This window comes from Alteromonas sp. CH_MED4-4 (genome assembly GCF_037029575.1).
Lineage (GTDB): Bacteria > Pseudomonadota > Gammaproteobacteria > Enterobacterales > Alteromonadaceae > Alteromonas > Alteromonas macleodii.
This window is the reverse complement of sequence record NZ_JAYMEU010000032.1, coordinates 37,409-55,436: the sequence shown is the minus strand read 5'-3', so window position 1 is coordinate 55,436 and position 18,028 is coordinate 37,409. Positions and strand designations below refer to the sequence as shown.

Genomic DNA, 18,028 nt, shown 5'->3' with positions numbered 1-18,028 from the left:
CATGTTCATCTGCCTATCCTTAACTCTCTATAGAGTAAATTGAGATAGGCAGTTACACAAAATTAGTTACAGTCTCTCGGTTATCCAACGGGAAGCTCTACAGGCAACACACTTATTTCTACCGTTAACGACACTGAATGCAAAAACGTATTTGACCTAATTCTTCAGTCAGCACCAACAAACACAACGTCGACGAACGACACCGTTGTTGCTGATTTCAGATATGCCGTTCGTGAGGACGACTCAGGTGCAAATACACTTTGTGTTTACTACTTAGTTGAATCTATGGGTTTACCTAATAGCTCAGCACCGGCAGACGGAACGCCAGACGGTACAACGTACGATGGTTTCACTTACAACCCAGCCACTGGCCAGGTTACTGTTTTTTAATTAATACCTAGGAAGTTTAATTATGCAAAAATTATCAACACAACAGGGTTTTACCCTAATCGAGTTAATCATTGTTATTGTACTGCTGGGTATTCTAGCGGTAACCGCAGCACCTAAGTTTTTGAACCTTCAAGATGATGCGCGTGATTCTGTATTGGAAGGTATTGCTGGTTCTTTAGAATCTGCTTCATCGGTTGTTTATGGTAAGGCACTTATCAATGACGTAGCCGCTTCAAGCGACGGATCAGAGTCTGTAAATATTGGCAACAGCACTACGGTTTCTTTGGTGTATGGTTATCCTGATGCTGCAACTGCTGCGAATTTTACAAATATCCTCGATGCTGATATCGATAACACTGGCGGTGAATATGCGACTGAGTCTGTAGATGAAGACACTATTCTTATCTATTACACGGGCGCTTATGACGGGGCTCCAGATCCTGCAGCGGCCAATAGTGCCTGTTCTGTTGCTTACACTAATTCAACAGCTGAAGGCGCGCGACCTACTATCACAGTAAATACTTGCGTCGAATAATGTGAAGAAAACCGGTTTTACATTAGTAGAACTTATCATAACCATAATGGTTATTGGGGTGCTGGCGGTAACCGCCGCACCTCGCTTTCTTGGTAACGATACGGAAGAAGCTATCGCCCTTCGCGATCGCACACTTCAAGTCGTCCGTAACATGCAGTTTCGTGCTATGCAAAATGTGCAAGACACTAGCTGTGTGAAAATAACCGCCACAATCATTGCCCCTCCCGCTGGCCACGATTGTACAAACGCCCTTTCTACCGCTTTTGATGCCGATCAGGTAGTCGATGCATCAAGCACCGACTTTACTTTTCAAACGGCCGATGAAAATGGCGATAGCTTTTCTCAAATTCAGTTTGATGGGTTTGGCAGGCCGCGAAATATCGCGTGTTCAACGAATTGTAGAATTCAAATAAGTACCTTTGCCATGTGTTTACAAAGCGAAGGAGCAGTTTATGCGTGCTAGGGTTGTGTTGCCTGTACATAGAAAATGCGTGAACGGCTTTACCCTGTTAGAGCTGGTGATTGGCATTGTTGTATTTACGATTAGCCTAACCGTAGTACTGTCACTTATTGTCCCGCAAGCTGAACAAACCGCAGAGCCATTTCGTCAGGTGAAAGCGGCCAAGCTAGGTCAGTCGTTGATGAACGAAATTCTAAGCCGTTCTTATGATGAAAACAGCGACCGAAGCCCGCCTTTTGTCACCTGTGTCGATAAACCTGATCCGCCTGATGACAATGATAACTTGTGTTCAGACGTTCTAGGTCCCGACGCTGGTGAAACCTCTGAAGATGCTTATGACGATGTAGATGATTATAATGGTTATGCTATTAGCAATGTTGGCGGCAATTATAATGGCTTTGCTTACCGTGTCGGTGTTACTTATGACTCTTCAATTGAGTCAGACTTAAACAAAAGAGCACCAAAACAATACAAGCGTATCGATATTGCGGTCACAGCTCCAGACGGCCAAGTTTACAACTTCAGTGCTTATCGAGGGAGCTATTAATGTCCCTACCAAAAGCAAGACGCCAGCGCGGTTTTACACTTATAGAACTTATTTTAGTGATCACTATTTTAGGTGTGATTAGCGTATCTGTAGCTCAAGTGATTTCGTTGAGTGCTCAAATCTATATAACTGGCGCAGAGCGTACCCGACTCGTTTCAGATGCGCGCTTTATTATTTTGCGATTGGAAAAAGAACTTCGAAATATTGTGCCTAACTCGGTCTCTTTTGACGCTAGTTTAGGGTGCTTGACCTACTATCCAATTGTCATGAGCGGTACATATACCGCAGACCCTTTCGATGACAAGCTGCATTCCGTAGTGTTTGAAATGGAGGCTCCTACAGCGGACGATAAATTAGTTATTTACCCAACGAGTCCGCAAAGTGTGATTGACAACAGCGTAGACTATAATGGATATACCGTCGCCACCGATGACGAAGGCAATGATTTGGATCACCAATACCTAATTGAGTTAGGGACGGAAAACACTCAATCGTCTCCAGGGAAGCGTTTTTTTGTGTTTAACGAAAACCCAGTGTCAGTGTGTAAGGAAACAACGGCGCAAGGTGAGTCTTTGGTCCGCAGAGATGGAATGAGTTCAGGTATTATTGCAACGAATGTAAGTAGCTGGAGTGCAGATGTAATAACGGTAAGTTTGCGCCAAAATGCTTTGGTCAAATTAGACTTGACGCTCATCGGTAATGATGACGAGGCGTTGGCTTTCTCGCACGAGGTACACTTCCCCAATGTTCCCTGATAGACAATTTACTTTATCGCCTTCTCGCACCCTATCAAAACAACGTGGCTCTACCACTATTGTGGCGATCATTATTAGCATTGTACTTCTAGGACTTGGCATTGCGTTGTCTAATCAGATTTCATCAAACATACGTCAGCAATCCATTGAATATTATGGTGCTCGCGCCTATTTAGCAGCGCAGAGCGGGATGGAAGTTGCGGTTTCCCGGTTAGTTGAAATCCAAGACCGAACATGCCCTTATCAGACCGAAATAATGTTTACAACAAGTGGTCTTAAAAACTGTAAAGCGGACATAGAGTGTATAGGTCCTGCAGTAGCACCAGAACCGGAAGTTACCTCTGATGCAGTGGAAGTCTACTTGCTGACATCGGAATCTAGTTGCTCTGCGGGACAAATAGAAACATCGAGGAAAGTAAGCGTTGAAGTAAGGCAGGAACAATAATGAATTTAAAGTCTATTTCGCTGTTTTGTTTGTTTCTCACGTTATATGTTGCACCCCCGGTACTAGCCGTCCCTCAAATCGAAGGCAGGTTCATCGAGCTTCAAAACACCTACAATAAAGCAGAGTGGACAACCATTAGCTTTTCACAGGTATACGACGAGCCGCCAGCAGTGTTTATGCTCTCTACCAATCAAGGTAGCAACCCAGCGATTGTCAAAATTCGCAACGTTACCCGCACAGGTTTTGAAGCTTTGCCCCTTGAGCCTTCTGGAGAAGATGGTCCGCATATCACGATGGGAGCTCATTACTTAGCGATTGCGTATGGCGTTCATGAATTTCCTGACGGTGATATTGTTGAAGTCGGTAAGATGGAGCTCGGAGGGGGGACTATTCAGGCATCGACAAGCTCTCCTTGGTATGAACCTAACGGCCCCTTGAAGGTGGGTGAAGAAAATGCGAGATATGCTCGCGTTTCACTTGAAACTGATTTTGGTGAACAGCCTGTTTTCTTTCACTCTATTCAAACGTTAAATAACCAAGTTGACGTTAATGGAAAGAAGCCACCCAACGAACATTTGTTACCGTTTCTAACTATTGCAGCAAAGTATGAAGCACCGTCTTATTTTATGGCGTTGGAAGCGTCTGAAACAGATTATGCGCCAGTTACACGCAATGAAACGGTAGCTTACATGGCGACAACAGAGGGATTCAATCGTAGATTTTTCGATGACAATGGTATTGAAGTGGTTTGGGAAGCCGATTTTGCCGACGTACGCATACAGGGGTGGGACGATGGTTGCTTTCGAAATGACTTTAAAAATAACTATGCGCAAACTCCTTTGGTTGCAGCCAGTAAAATAAGTAGAAACGGCGGCGACGGCGGTTGGCTTCGCAGCTGCGGCGTAAACAAAAATAGGCTTGGACTGCGTGTAGATGAGGATAGAAGCTTAGACTCTGAGCGCAACCACACTGAAGAAGACGCTAGCATTCTGGCTATGACTTCAGAGTTTGTGTTTAGTGGCGAAGTTCCTAGTTGTGATGACGCCTTTCCTGGCGCGGTTGCCGCTTTTAGTGGTTCTGCAATTTCACTCGCAGCTGGTAGCCGAATGATTGATGAAAATGCAGGTGTGTTGTCAGCACAGCAGTTTATCACCGATGCTACAAGTGGATCTGCAGACTACCCAAAATGCGGACAGAACCCTGTCGACTGTACCGTGAACAATACAGATGCGCTTACCGACTCACAAGCGAGAGCGATACCTACAATTACCATTGACGATAGCGGCCCAGAGATAGCAGAAGGGGATTTAGCGGGGGATTATTATTTTAACCGTCAACTGGTAACCATGGCGGCGGGTAACTACAACGTAATTGCACCCACGCGAATTTATGTTTCTGACCCGGGGGACAATATAGGTGGCGTTGCTACAAAGTTCACTATGGTGAACGCAAATATCACTGTCGCTGAAGGGGCTTATCTCGCTATTTATGTCGATGGAGATGTGGTCATCGATGGCTCAAACCCCAACGCATTGGTTTTAGCAAAAGGTGAAATAACCTTTGCCAATGTGTCTGAAGGCACATTGAGAGGCCGCTTTACCGCAGGAGGTGGCGTCGGCTCACCTGCTACTCTGAGGGTGACGGCTAATGAAGTGCCAAACAATATTCCTGGCATCTGCGGTCGGGAAGTCATTGAAGTACTGAATCATTATCGTTTTGAACTGGCTGATAACAAGGGTAGCAGCTGCGCCGCGAAAGAAGTTACCCTAAAAGCCTGTGCAGACGTCAACTGTGATTTACTCTACTCTCAGCCATCTACAGTCAACTTAGTGCCCGTTAATAGCGGTAACTATCGATGGTCGCCTGACGACAGCGTAACGTTTATCGGGCAGACCTCGCTAACACTCGATAGCCTAAGAGGCGCAGATCCTGAACTTGCTACTTCGGGAGAAAATCCATCTTCTCAATTGCGTTGCTTTATCGGTGGTAAAGAAGTGAATTTAGGTGGCTGTAAAATAAAGTATGAATCCGACGGGCTGGTGTTTAAGAATATCACTGATGATTCAGAAACCATCGTTACTCAGCTTTCTGGTAAGCCTTCAGACACTGGCTTTAACAGCAAGACCTATGCTATCGAAGCATGTGGGAATTCTGACACGCTAAAAAATCAAATTGTCGATGTTGAATTAAATTATAACTGTTCTAGTTCGAGCAATTGTTCTAACACCCTACTGCTTATCAATAACGGTAATGAACATCAACTGGGGCTAACCCCACGCACCTTTCCTATCCAATTTGATGCTGACTCGCGAGCAGCCTTTACGATTCAATACCCAGATGCGGGAGAGTTGTCGTTGTCAGCAGACATAACTAATCGAAGCGGTATTGCAGGTTCTTCTAATACTTTTAAAGTGCGTCCGTTCGGCTTTGCTATGAATATCTTAAATGATAGCGGCACGAGCTCCAATCTTAACGGTTACGCGAATAGTGCGAATGGTTCGCTGCTCAAACTGACAGGGGAAGACTTTGTCTTAGGCTTGCGAACAGTACAGTGGGTCGATGGTGAAGACAGTAACAACGATGGAATACCAGATAACTTTGCAGCACTGGAAAACAATAATACCGCGGAGCATTTTTCAGGTAGCGCGTTGTTAACACCCTTAAATATACTTCCTAGTGGCGGCGCAACGGGTACATTGAGCGTGCCCAGTGTTTTATTTAGCGACGAAGGTAAAGTTAACGTTGGTGTTAATTACGATGAGGTAGGTACAATTTCCATTGCTGCACAGAGTACTTATTTGTCAGATACCACCGTGCAAGGGCTGGTGCAAAACGTTGGGCGTTTCGCACCTTCTAATTTTGCCTTGAGCGGAAGTGTTGAAGCAGCGTGTAACGTCAATGGCGCATTTAATTACTTTGATCAACCCATTAGCGAAGTAAGCTTCTCGCTAACCGCACTTAACCAACATGGCAGCCGCACCACAAACTACTACGATGGTTTTGATAAACTGATCAATATCAGCTTACAAGTCGAGCACGGCACAAGCTTGCTAAATAGGCTTGAAAACATTAATTCAATAAGTTGGCCGCAAAATGCCAGTGCTGGTCTTATTTCATTTTCTGACAACGATATCGTATTTAGTCGCCTTGCTGATAACAGCGTAGATGGGCCTTACCTCGAAGCACACATTGCGCTGGTGGCAGACCAAGCACAAATTGAGGGCGCAAACTTCAATGGACTTTCTTGTTCCGGTCAGTGCGTTGACGATTTTGGTGATTCAATCAGCTTTGCCTACGGTCGCGCAACGTTGATAAATAACTACGGTGCAGCCGACGAAGCGCTTTTGTTACCGCTTCGCACCCAATATTGGGACGGAAATAATTGGCGAATTAATAAGTATGACAGTTGTACGGCTTATGACCACGATAACGTGAATGACGAATCTGGTGAATTGGTTTCTTCGGGGGAAGAGTCGTTAAGTGAAGGAGCCTATAGAAATAGTGACGGAATACGCCTGTCATCACCAAACGGTGCTGGCAATTATCCTGTTAGTTATACGCCTGATGCTTGGCTATTGTGGGATTGGGATGGAGATGGCGAAGCTGATAATCCTCCAAACGCAACGCTCACGTATGGTGTGTACCGAGGAAACGACAATATCATTTACAAGCGCGAGCAAATCAATAATTAGCAAAGAAGGTTGTCCCGCTTGGTCGTAATGCTGGTTGCGTAGCACACCGTAGTGGCGCCAACATAAAGAGATGTAAATTATTAGCAAATTGTTTTTGAACCTTCTAATTTTCACAGGGTCACTATGTGGGTCTAATTTTAAAATTATTTGGAAACGCGTGTGTGGTATCCCTTCATGGGTAAAGCGCTAAAACTACTAAGCAAAAATGCAGTTATTTCGTCACTTAATTACAGCATTACTTGCCCAAAATAGCCCCCATTGTTAAAGTGTGCGAATAAATATCGACTTCACGTTAAAGCGTCGCCATCTCACCTTTGCAAATACGCGTTAACACAGAAACAGGAATACACTCTTCATGTTTAAAAAGCTTCGAGGCATGTTCTCTAACGATCTGTCCATCGACCTCGGAACAGCTAATACGCTGATTTATGTAAAAGACCAAGGTATTGTTCTAAACGAGCCTTCAGTAGTAGCTATTCGTCAAGAGCGCGCAGCAGGACCAAAAAGTGTTGCAGCAGTAGGTGCAGAAGCTAAGCGAATGCTTGGTCGTACGCCGGGTAATATACGTGCAATTCGTCCGATGAAAGACGGTGTTATTGCCGACTTTTACGTCACTGAAAAAATGCTTCAGCATTTTATTAAACAAGTTCATGACAATAATTTCTTGCGCCCAAGTCCTCGTGTATTAGTGTGTGTTCCTTGTGGTTCAACACAAGTAGAGCGCCGCGCAATTAAAGAATCTGCATTGGGTGCAGGTGCCCGCGAAGTTTATCTTATCGACGAGCCAATGGCGGCTGCTATTGGTGCGGGTTTACCTGTATCAGAAGCAACAGGTTCAATGGTGGTCGATATTGGTGGTGGTACAACAGAAGTTGCCATTATCTCACTTAACGGCGTAGTTTATTCATCATCTGTTCGTATTGGTGGTGACAAGTTTGATGAAGCTATTATCAACTACATTCGTCGTAACTTCGGTTCACTAATTGGTGAAGCAACCGCTGAACGCATCAAGCATGAAATAGGTGCTGCCTATCCAGGTGAAGAAGTGCGCGAAATTGAAGTGCGCGGTCGCAACCTAGCAGAAGGCGTACCTCGCGGGTTCACGCTAAACTCAAACGAAATTCTTGAAGCGCTTCAAGAACCACTAACCGGCATTGTTTCAGCCGTTATGGTGGCGCTAGAACAGTCTCCGCCAGAGCTTGCTTCAGACATTTCTGAGCGCGGTATGGTACTTACCGGTGGTGGCGCGTTACTTAAAGACTTAGATAGATTGCTAATGGAAGAAACGGGCATTCCAGTTGTTATTGCTGACGATCCGCTTACTTGTGTAGCACGCGGCGGTGGTAAGGCATTCGATATGATTGACCTTCACGGTGGCGACCTGTTTAGCTACGAATAAACAGGAAAGGCAACCGTAAGGTTGCCTTATTTGTATCATGGATACTATTTTTACCCGCGGCCCTTCGTTAAATAACAGGCTTACACTGGCGCTTGTGCTGTCGGTGATTCTGATATTTGTCGACCATAAGCTAGACGGTTTCAAATCAACGCGGGTTTATCTCAACTCATTAATGAGCCCACTTCAGTATTTAGCAAACCTTCCCGGTTTAATGCTAAATGAAAGTGCCCAGCGTCTTACCTCTCAAGAGCAATTGCTGGCCGAAAACCAGAAACTTAATAATCAGCTGTTGTTAATGAGCGAAAAGCTCCAGCAGTTCGATGTCATTGCAAAAGAAAATGCACAATTAAGAGAGTTACTGCAGGCACCTATTCGGGTTTCTTCTCGAAAAATGGTTGCTGAGTTAATGGCGGTGGATAAAAACCCGTATAGCCAGCAGGTGGTTATCAACAAGGGTGCGATAGACGGCGTATATCTGTCTCAGCCAGTTATTGATGATAAGGGCATAGTGGGTCAGGTAATGGAAGTTGGGTCTACAAACAGCCGTGTATTGCTGATTGCCGATGTTACCCACGCTATTCCTGTGCGATCTCTTCGAAACGATATTCGCTTTATCGCAACCGGAAGCGGCGCACTAAACGAGCTGTATCTAGAGCACGTTCCTCATAGTGTCGATATTCAAGAAGGTGACACATTAATTTCGTCTGGCTTAGGAAAGGTCTTTCCAGAAGGTTACCCTGTGGCAAGAGTGTCACAAGTCGTCCGAGATGAAAGCCGCCCTTTTGCTCGTGTTATTGTCACACCTTTAGCAAACCTAGACAGGCTTCGACACCTATTGCTGTTATGGCACACGCCTGAGTCAGAGAATGAGTCTGATGCTAACTCAACCGACGACACTGATAAGCCAGCTGTAAACGAGGAAGAATCTTCAGATGCGTAAACGTAACCTCGTTATATGGATTAGTTTGTTAGTTGCCCTGGTACTGCAAATTGTTCCACTGCCCACTCAAGTAGATGTGTACCGTCCTGACTGGGTGCTGGTTGTATTAGCATATTGGAGCATGGCGTTGCCCCACAGAGTGAATGTGGGTGTAGCCTTCTTAACGGGCGTAGCCATGGATGTATTGGTAGGCACAACCTTAGGTATTCATAGCCTTGGGTTGAGTATATGCGTATACGTTTTAGCAGCTAACTACCAGCGGTTGCGTAATTATTCTGTATGGCAGCAAGCCATTATTATCGGCCTACTATCGGCGCTATATCACTTACTTACATTTTGGGTGCAGCATCTACTGACTGATATTTATTTCCAAGTCGATTACCTGTGGCCAGTGATAACGTCAATGGTGTTGTGGCCGTGGGTATTTTGGCTGCTTCGACGCACGCGCAGACAGTTTTCAATTTCGTAACCCGAACACGTTCTCGATTAAACCAAAGGTAAGCCAATGACAAAATCGGTAGTGTTAGCGTCAGCCTCTCCACGACGCACCGCTTTGCTCAAGCAAATGAACATAGCCCATACAATACAGCCTGCCGATATTGACGAGTCGCCCCGTGACAACGAGCCACCGATGGAGCTTGTCGCAAGGCTAGCCAGTGAAAAAGCCCAAGCGGTGAAAGCATACCTTGAGGATCAGCAGGCAATGACCGACGACAAGGTTATTCTGGCCAGCGACACGCTAATATCGTTTAACGGACAAAGTGTTGGCAAGCCAGAAGATAAAGCAGATTCTAAGCGCATCCTCACTATGCTTTCTGGTAAAACTCATGACGTCCTTACCGCTATTTGTGTGCTTGATAACGCTCAGCAGCAGACTCAAGTAATTACCACATCTGTGACTTTTGCAGCATTGACGGATGAGCAAATTGACGCATACTGGGAAACAGGAGAACCTGCCGACAAAGCAGGGAGTTACGCTATTCAAGGTATTGGTGGTGAGTTTGTAGTTTCCATTAACGGCAGTGCTAGTGCCGTAATAGGCCTACCACTGTACGAAACCCGCCAATTACTTAATGCATTTGGAGTTGTGTCGTGAGTGCTGAACTGCTTATTAACGTTACCCCGTCAGAGTCACGGGTGGCGCTTATTGAAAACGGAATACTGCAAGAAATTCACGTAGAGCGTCATACCAAACGCGGTTTGGTTGGCAATATCTATCGCGGTAAAGTTAGCCGTGTATTACCGGGAATGCAGGCAGCATTTGTTGATATCGGTTTAGAAAAGGCCGCCTTCTTACATGCATCTGACATTGTCATTCACAATGAAATTGCTGAAGAAGTCTCGGCAAGCCATATTCAAAAGCAAGACATTCGCGAGTTGGTGCGAGACGGTCAAGATATTGTGGTTCAGGTAGTGAAAGATCCTATCGGTACCAAAGGCGCACGCCTTACCACAGACATTACTATCCCCAGCCGTTATCTTGTATTTATGCCTTCGGTGACTCACGTAGGCGTATCTCAACGCATTGAAGAAGAAGCAGAAAGAGAGCGCTTAAAGTCGCTGGTGCAAGAGTTTTGTGATGAAAACGGTGGCTTCATTCTGCGTACTGCGGCTGAAGGCGTGGGCAAAAACGAACTGCAGTCCGACGCAGCATTTTTGCGAAGGCTGTGGGATAAAATTCAGTCGCGTATGAAAAAGCGTAAGTCGAACGTGCTTTACGAAGACTTACCGCTAGCACGACGAGTGCTACGCGACTTTGTTGGTACAGAGCTCGACAGAATTCGAATCGACTCGAAACTATCATTCAATGAACTTCACCAGTTCACCAAAGAGTACGTGCCTGAAATGAACGGCAAGCTCGAATACTACCCGGGTGATAGACCTATTTTTGATTTATACGATGTGGAAAATGAGGCGCAGCGAGCCTTGGAACGCCGTGTCGATTTAAAATCTGGCGGCTACTTGATCATTGATCAGACCGAAGCGATGACTACAATCGATATTAATACGGGCGCTTTTGTTGGCCACCGGAACTTAGAAGAAACGATTTTTAACACCAATATTGAGGCGACGCAGGCAATTGCCCGTCAGTTAAGATTGCGCAACTTGGGTGGGATGATCCTTATCGACTTCATCGATATGATTGAACCAGACCACAAACGACGTGTCTTACACTCATTAGAGGTGGCGACGAACAAGGACAGAGCCAAGATAAATATTCACGGTTTTACTGCGCTAGGGCTAATTGAAATGACCCGTAAACGCACCCGTGAAAGCATTGAGCATATATTGTGCGGAGAATGCCCGGTGTGTAAAGGGCGAGGCACGGTAAAAACCATTGAAACCATTTGCTTTGAAATTATGCGTGAAATTGTACGGGTGAATCGCGCCTACGACGCAGACAAGTTTGTGGTTTACGCTTCACCAAAAGTGGCGGAAGCCTTAATGGGTGAAGAGTCTCATATGCTGGCAGAACTGGAAGTATTTGTGTCTAAACAAATCAAGGTTCAAACAGAAACATTGTACAATCAGGATAAGTACGACGTCGTCATGATGTAATGCATTAACGTATACAAAGGCAAAATGTGACAAATTTTTCGTCGGTAGCCGCTTATCTACTTAAGAAGTTTTGGCTGCTACTCGCCGTATTGCTTGTACTTTTCGCGCTTGTTTTAAGCGCTGCACGCTATGCTCTGCCGCATATTGAGCACAACAAACACCTGTTGGAAAATTATATTAATGAGCAGTATGGCGTAAACCTATCCATCCAAAGTGTGCATGCTGTTTGGCAGCGCAATGGTCCAAGTATTGTGCTCAATTCGGTGTCGTTGGCTAAAAACGATGCTTCCCCTGTTGCATTGGATATCAGGCAAATCTACGTCGAGCTAGATTTTTGGGAATCGCTACGCCACCAACTTATCTCATCTACCCGTTTTGAGCTGCGTGGTCTTAAGCTTGATATTGACGCCGATCGTCTTTCTGGAGGCGATAAGAATAACTTCCCTGTAGTAAATGCACTAGAGCGTCTGTTTTTAGAGCAGCTTCAAAGCTTCTCGTTAGAAGACGGGGTGGTATCTGTCACTCATCTTAATGAAACCAATTCATTTGATATTGAAAGTTTATCGTGGAACAACCATGAAGAGCGACACCAAGGTTTAGGTCAGCTTAAGGTTGCAGATTTAGCGGCTAACTCGGCGTCGTTTATCATTGATATCACGGGCACGCGGGAAGACTTTGACGGCGTGTTTTACGCCAAAGCAGAAGAGCTCGATATTTCTCCGTGGGTTAGCGATCTCATCAAAACCAAGCGTCCACTAGCGCAAAGCCGCGCAAACTTTGAAGTATGGACTAACTTTTCTCAAAGTGAAGTCACTAGCGTACAAGCCGAGCTTAGTGAAAGCCTTTTAGAGTGGGGCAGTGGCCGCGCGAAAACGGTAACAGGTATCAGCGGAGGTAGTCTTCAGGCGTTGCCTAACGATGAGAACAGACAGGGAGGCTGGAATGTCCGAGTGGATCAATTGGTGCTTAATTCGAGCAACGAGACCCTTACAACAGACCTAATTGGCAGTATAAGTGCAAATGGTGATGCGCTGATAAACACCGTAAAGCCAGTGCAAATTAACCCCTTTCTGCTGCTGTTACCGCTTTTCATGGATGATACCAGTGAAGAAGAAATACGCGGGCTTAATCCAAAAGGCGAGTTGGCCACGTTGCAGGTTCAATGGCACAACGGCCAGCCTTCTTTAGCGGCTAAAGTGCTAGATTTGCAGTGGGACAAAACAGATAAGGTACCAGGTCTTTCGTCGCTAGATGCAGACTTTTTCTGGTATAAAAATAATGGCGCTATCTACTTAGAGAGTGCGGATAGCTTACTAAGTGCCAACGGCGTAATTAAGAAAGACGTCAATATAAACCTGTTTAAATCTCAGTTTTATATTTACCCAGAGCAGATAGATAGCGAAGACAAGCAGTGGGTAGTAAAAGGCAGCGATATGCTGTTCGATAGTGATGTCGTTACTCTTCACCCGCAGTTTAAACTGAATACGTCGACAGGGTTTATGTCGCTTTATGTGGATGTAAGCCCATTGGTGCTAAATGAGGTGAGCAGTTTATTTCCCCCTTCTTTAATGGGGGCCAATACCGACAAATACCTTACTCGTGCGTTTACAGGAGAAGGTGAAATCGCAAATGCGCGCGTGCTGTGGCACGGTCGCACGAGTGACTTCCCGTTTGACGACAACACAGGCATTTTTCAGGCGTATGTCGATATTGAGCAGGGGGATTTTCTTTTTGCGCCAGACTGGCCGGCACTTAATAACTTAGACCTATCTTTGTATTTTGTGAATAATGCATTAGTGATGGAGAGCCCTAGTGCGACGCTTGCTGGTATGAAAATCAGTGATATGTCGGCTGCCATTCCAAGCTTTAGTCCAGATGCTCGCCTGATTATTTATGCCAATGGTACTGGCACTGGTAACGCGCTAACCGCGTTAATGATGGATTCGTCCCTTAAAAAATCTTTAGGCAAAGTACTTAACGAAGACGTGCAAATTGGCGGGCCTCTATCTGCCGATATAAAGCTTGATATCCCGTTTAAAGGCAAAGATGTGGTGGCATCGGGAACGGCGCACTTGTCGAATAACCCCGTTTTTGTTGCGACCACAAATATGCTATTTGATAAGGCATCGGGAGAGGTGTCATTTGTTAATGGCGATATAGACGCAAGTGGGCTTCAGGCGCAGTTTCTTAAACAGCCGGTGAACTTGTCGCTATCCGGTAGACAGGGCGACACATACGACCTAAATGTAGAGTTAGGCGGGCGATGGCATGTACACCCGCTGGCTAACTATGTGAATACAGACCTCACCGAATACATCGACGGCGAAAGTGATTGGAACACTACAGTTCAACTGTCGCTTTCAAACAGTGGGTTTAACTATACTGCCAATTTAACTGCAGATTTAACGGCGACACAAAGTGTATTGCCTGCTCCCTTTGATACGCCAGCGGGCAGCAGTTTACCGCTGCTTATTACCAGTAAAGGCGATAGCAAAGCATCAAATGTGGAGGCGTCACTTGGTGATAACATTCGTTTTGATGGCGTACTACCGCACAAAGAAATGCAGTTTTCACGTGCGCACTTGGCACTTGGCGAAAGCGATATAGCCAACATTGGTACAGGTTTTAGTATCAGTGCGAATCTAGCTCAAGCTGATGTGCAAGAATGGTTTACCACTATAAATATGTTACTTTCCGGTAAAGGGAAAGACACCAGCACCGCCGTTGCAAAAACAAATGCTCAATCGAGTATCCAATCAAACGAAAGCAAAAAAGCGAATTTGTTTGGTACTCCCTCGCGGATATTCGCCAAAGCCGACAAGCTAAATTTTGCTGGCCACAGTATTAAAGATGCGCAGCTCAGTGCAACAGAACGCAATAAAGATTGGATCCTAGACTTAGCGTCGCCTCAGGCAAGAGCCACTATTCGTATTAATAGTGATTTAGACGAGCAGGGCATTGAAATAAATGCCGACTATTTATCACTAGAGAAGCCTGCTGAAGCCGGGGGGACGACAAAAGCCGACTCAGAGAGCGGCGTTGAGTTAGCTACCAATAGTGCAATGCCAAATGAGGAAGGCGAATCGCCCTACAATATTGACCCAAATACGCTACCGCCCATTTATTTTTATTGTCAGTCCTGTGGCGTGCACGGCATCGATTTAGGTGAAATTACCTTAGACATCGCGAAGGAAGAGAATGGTTTAGCCATTCGCCAGCTTCTAGTGAAATCTGATGAAACTAACGTTACCGCAACGGGTTATTGGAAGCACATTGGAGGCGAGATTCAAAGCGCGTTAAACGGAACATTAACGTCTCCCGACGTTGGGCAGATGCTAAAAGAGTACGGTGTTGAATCAGGTATAAAAGATTCTAGCGCAAACGTCGCGTTTGATATCAACTGGCCAAATGCGCCGATGGATTTCGGGTTTGAAAAGCTAAACGGTAATGTTGAGTGGTCGCTCTCAGATGGGTATCTAACTGAGTTGAGTGATAAGGGGTCACGTATCTTTACCCTGTTTAGTTTGAACTCGTTAGTGCGGAAGCTCAGCCTCGACTTTCGAGACGTTTTTGCTAAGGGGTTTTTCTACGACGATATGGGCGGCACGTTAAGTATTGTTGATGGCAAAGCGTATACCGACGATACTGAAATTGACGGCGGCGCTGGTGAAATAGAGATCACGGGTTTCACCGACCTCAATACCGGTGGATTAAATTACAACGTATCGTTCGCACCGAACGTAACCGGGAACTTACCGTTTTTAGTGTATTTCTTGGCTACGCCGCCCACTGCACTCGCTGCTCTTGCCATAGACCAGGTGCTAACCTCTGCGAAAGTTATTTCGAATGTGAACTATCGCGTTACAGGCACCATAAAAGATCCTAAGTTCGACGAAGTTGAGCGCAACAGCAAAGACATCAGCTTACCTGCGCAAAATGCGCCTGTACCGGCCAACCCGCAAGACAGGCCATTAACGGAAGATGACGTACGCAGGCTTAAAATGGAGGTGATCGATGGTTAATTTAGTTGCATTACAAATGACATCTACGCCAAGCGTGGAAGAAAATCTCGACACCGTTGCAAACGAAATGGCATCGGCAAAGATTGAGAAAGACAGTTTAGTTGTGTTTCCAGAGTGTTTTGCTTATTTCGGCGGTAAAGACAAAGGCCAACTTGCTGTGGCAGAAACAAAGGGCGAAGGTGAGATTCAGCGACGTTTGTCAGCGCTTGCTGCACAATATCAGTGCTATCTGGTTTCGGGTACGTTTCCAGTGAAAACCAATAGCCCAGAGAAGTTTTCCGCAGCCTGCATGCTGTTTGGCCCCGATGGTGATGTGTTGGCAGACTACCGCAAAATTCACATGTTCGATGTATCAGTTAACGACAACACGGGCAGTTATCGTGAATCGGCGACAACCGAAGCGGGCAGCAAGGTGGTTACTGTTGAAACGCCAATAGGCAACATTGGTCTTGCGGTGTGCTATGATGTACGCTTTCCAGGATTATTTACTGCAATGGGCGATATCGATATTTTGGTGTTGCCAGCGGCCTTTACCCAGCGCACCGGAGAAGCGCATTGGCATGCGTTGTTGCAAGCCAGAGCCATTGAAAAGCAGTGCTTTGTGGTAGCTGCGAATCAAAGTGGTGTGCATGCAAATGGCCGTGAAACATACGGTCACAGTCTTGTACTGTCGCCTTGGGGGGATACCCTTGCCGAACGCAAAACCGACGTAGGGTTAGTTTCGGCAAAAGTAGATATTGCAGAAAGAGAAACCATTAAACAGAATATGCCGGTTGCCGAACATAACCGATTCAGGAGTCACTTTGTCTAAATCTGTTGAGCGTCATTTATTATCTGACTCAGGGCTAGATATCTCTAAGCTAGAGCGTGCTTTAGCGACTATTCATCGTCACGATACCGACTATGCCGATTTATATTTTCAGTCAAGCCAGCACGAAAGCTGGGTGTTGGAAGACGGCATTATTAAAGAAGGCAGCTATAACATAGAGCGCGGCGTAGGCGTGCGTGCAATTAGCGGCGAGAAAACAGGGTTCGCTTATTCAGATGAAATAAGCGAAGAAGCGTTGACCAAAGCGTGTAAAGCGGCTCGTGGCATTGCGCCAAGCGGCGGATCACAACAAGTTGCTTCGCTTGGACAAAAACCAGTGCAAGCGCGATACAGCGAAAATAACCCTATTCTTGCGATGCAAGACGCTGAGAAAATTTCGCTTTTAAAAGCAGTAGATGCCTATATCCGCAAACAAGAGCCGTCTGCCAATCAGGTAGTGGTGAGCTTAAGCGGTGTGTATGAAGAAATTTTAGTTGCTGGCAGTGACGGTACTTTAGCTACTGATATTCGCCCGCTGGTGCGCTTGAACTGCTCGGTATTGCTAGAACAAGGCGATAGACGTGAACGTGGTTCAGCTGGAGCTGGTGGTCGTTATGCCTACTCGTTCTTTAAACAAGACGAAAACGGCAAACCGTATTACGAGACGTTGGCAGAAGATGCCCTTCACATGGCGCGGGTTAACATGCAAGCTGTGGCATCGCCGGCAGGCGCTATGCCTGTAGTATTAGGTAACGGTTGGCCCGGTGTATTACTTCACGAAGCGGTAGGGCACGGTCTTGAAGGCGACTTTAACCGTAAGGGTGCATCAACATTTAGTGGCCGTATTGGTCAGCGCGTTGCAGCAAAAGGCGTGACGGTTGTTGACGATGGCACATTAAACGACCGTCGTGGCTCGTTGTCGGTAGACGATGAAGGCACACCAACAGCGCACAACGTGCTTATTGAAGATGGTATCTTGAAAGGTTATATGCAGGATAAACATAACGCCAAGCTTATGGGCGTTGCGCCTACCGGTAACGGTCGTCGTGAATCCTATGCGCACTTGCCTATGCCCCGCATGACGAATACTTATATGTTGGAAGGCCAACACGATCCGCAGGAAATTATCGCGTCTATCGACAAAGGTATTTACGCGCCGAACTTTGCTGGCGGACAGGTAGACATTACGTCAGGCAAATTTGTATTTTCTAGCGCGGAAGCCTACTTAATTGAAAACGGTAAAATTACTGCACCAGTGAAAGGGGCTACCTTAATTGGTAACGGTCCAGAGGTTATGCAAAAAATCTCAATGATTGGCAACGACACTGCCCTAGATAAAGGCGTGGGTGTATGTGGTAAAGACGGTCAAAGCGTGCCGGTGGGTGTAGGTCAGCCCACACTTAAAATTGACGAGTTGACGGTGGGTGGTACGGCTTAATTCAGCTCAAACCCGTAAACTGGAAAATTAAAAAAGGT

14 protein-coding genes are annotated in these 18,028 nt (G+C 45.9%); all 14 read left to right on the top strand.

All coding sequences use genetic code 11. The annotated features are described in order from the left end of the window. The first annotated feature begins 412 nt into the window (after window positions 1-412). The 14 genes from WA381_RS17875 to tldD all read left to right on the top strand — a co-directional run bounded on the left by WA381_RS17875 (window position 413) and on the right by tldD (window position 17,990). Window positions 413-925: a prepilin-type N-terminal cleavage/methylation domain-containing protein gene (locus tag WA381_RS17875; RefSeq protein ID WP_061439073.1), complete on the top strand. Its 513-nt coding sequence runs from the start codon at window positions 413-415 to the stop codon at window positions 923-925. 1 nt (window position 926) lies between these two features. Continuing rightward, complete coding sequence (locus tag WA381_RS17870) at window positions 927-1,388, top strand: type II secretion system protein (protein ID WP_061439074.1); 462 nt, start codon at window positions 927-929, stop codon at window positions 1,386-1,388. Further along, window positions 1,378-1,932, top strand: a complete 555-nt coding sequence (locus WA381_RS17865) for a type IV pilus modification PilV family protein (protein ID WP_061439076.1) — start codon at window positions 1,378-1,380, stop codon at window positions 1,930-1,932. The genes WA381_RS17870 and WA381_RS17865 overlap by 11 nt, the downstream gene beginning before the upstream one ends. Beyond that, window positions 1,932-2,687, top strand: a complete 756-nt coding sequence (locus WA381_RS17860) for a PulJ/GspJ family protein (RefSeq protein WP_061439078.1) — start codon at window positions 1,932-1,934, stop codon at window positions 2,685-2,687. The genes WA381_RS17865 and WA381_RS17860 overlap by 1 nt, the downstream gene beginning before the upstream one ends. Beyond that, window positions 2,677-3,132, top strand: coding sequence for a hypothetical protein (locus tag WA381_RS17855; protein WP_061439080.1), 456 nt, complete (start codon window positions 2,677-2,679; stop codon window positions 3,130-3,132). The genes WA381_RS17860 and WA381_RS17855 overlap by 11 nt, the downstream gene beginning before the upstream one ends. Then, window positions 3,132-6,824: an H-type lectin domain-containing protein gene (locus WA381_RS17850; protein ID WP_061439082.1), complete on the top strand. Its 3,693-nt coding sequence runs from the start codon at window positions 3,132-3,134 to the stop codon at window positions 6,822-6,824. The genes WA381_RS17855 and WA381_RS17850 overlap by 1 nt, the downstream gene beginning before the upstream one ends. A 355-nt stretch (window positions 6,825-7,179) precedes the next feature. Next, window positions 7,180-8,223, top strand: coding sequence for a rod shape-determining protein (locus WA381_RS17845; protein WP_014947909.1), 1,044 nt, complete (start codon window positions 7,180-7,182; stop codon window positions 8,221-8,223). A gap of 37 nt (window positions 8,224-8,260) precedes the next feature. Further along, the gene (mreC, locus tag WA381_RS17840; protein ID WP_014978010.1) at window positions 8,261-9,163 is read left to right on the top strand and encodes a rod shape-determining protein MreC; all 903 of its coding nucleotides are present in this window, start codon (window positions 8,261-8,263) and stop codon (window positions 9,161-9,163) included. Then, entirely contained in the window at window positions 9,156-9,632 is a 477-nt protein-coding gene (gene mreD, locus WA381_RS17835; RefSeq protein WP_014978011.1) for a rod shape-determining protein MreD, read from the top strand. Before mreC ends, mreD begins: the two co-directional genes overlap by 8 nt. A gap of 36 nt (window positions 9,633-9,668) precedes the next feature. Continuing rightward, on the top strand, window positions 9,669-10,259 hold the full coding sequence (locus WA381_RS17830) for a Maf family protein (RefSeq protein ID WP_039236916.1): 591 nt from the start codon (window positions 9,669-9,671) through the stop codon (window positions 10,257-10,259). Continuing rightward, window positions 10,256-11,722 (top strand): ribonuclease G, encoded by a 1,467-nt coding sequence (rng, locus tag WA381_RS17825; protein ID WP_014947913.1) that lies wholly within the window; start codon window positions 10,256-10,258, stop codon window positions 11,720-11,722. Before WA381_RS17830 ends, rng begins: the two co-directional genes overlap by 4 nt. 26 nt (window positions 11,723-11,748) lie before the next feature. Next, complete coding sequence (locus tag WA381_RS17820) at window positions 11,749-15,744, top strand: YhdP family protein (RefSeq protein WP_156085772.1); 3,996 nt, start codon at window positions 11,749-11,751, stop codon at window positions 15,742-15,744. Next, complete coding sequence (locus tag WA381_RS17815) at window positions 15,737-16,555, top strand: carbon-nitrogen hydrolase family protein (RefSeq protein WP_156085773.1); 819 nt, start codon at window positions 15,737-15,739, stop codon at window positions 16,553-16,555. Before WA381_RS17820 ends, WA381_RS17815 begins: the two co-directional genes overlap by 8 nt. Beyond that, window positions 16,548-17,990, top strand: a complete 1,443-nt coding sequence (gene tldD, locus WA381_RS17810; protein ID WP_039217280.1) for a metalloprotease TldD — start codon at window positions 16,548-16,550, stop codon at window positions 17,988-17,990. Before WA381_RS17815 ends, tldD begins: the two co-directional genes overlap by 8 nt. Window positions 17,991-18,028 lie beyond the last annotated feature (38 nt).

Coding starts and splice junctions, on each gene's coding strand:
- WA381_RS17875 (WP_061439073.1), top strand. CDS start 413: ATGCAAAAATTATCAACACAACAGGGTTTTACCCTAATCGAGTTAATC.
- WA381_RS17865 (WP_061439076.1), top strand. CDS start 1,378: ATGCGTGCTAGGGTTGTGTTGCCTGTACATAGAAAATGCGTGAACGGC.
- WA381_RS17860 (WP_061439078.1), top strand. CDS start 1,932: ATGTCCCTACCAAAAGCAAGACGCCAGCGCGGTTTTACACTTATAGAA.
- WA381_RS17855 (WP_061439080.1), top strand. CDS start 2,677: ATGTTCCCTGATAGACAATTTACTTTATCGCCTTCTCGCACCCTATCA.
- WA381_RS17850 (WP_061439082.1), top strand. CDS start 3,132: ATGAATTTAAAGTCTATTTCGCTGTTTTGTTTGTTTCTCACGTTATAT.
- WA381_RS17845 (WP_014947909.1), top strand. CDS start 7,180: ATGTTTAAAAAGCTTCGAGGCATGTTCTCTAACGATCTGTCCATCGAC.
- mreC (WP_014978010.1), top strand. CDS start 8,261: ATGGATACTATTTTTACCCGCGGCCCTTCGTTAAATAACAGGCTTACA.
- mreD (WP_014978011.1), top strand. CDS start 9,156: ATGCGTAAACGTAACCTCGTTATATGGATTAGTTTGTTAGTTGCCCTG.
- WA381_RS17830 (WP_039236916.1), top strand. CDS start 9,669: ATGACAAAATCGGTAGTGTTAGCGTCAGCCTCTCCACGACGCACCGCT.
- WA381_RS17815 (WP_156085773.1), top strand. CDS start 15,737: ATGGTTAATTTAGTTGCATTACAAATGACATCTACGCCAAGCGTGGAA.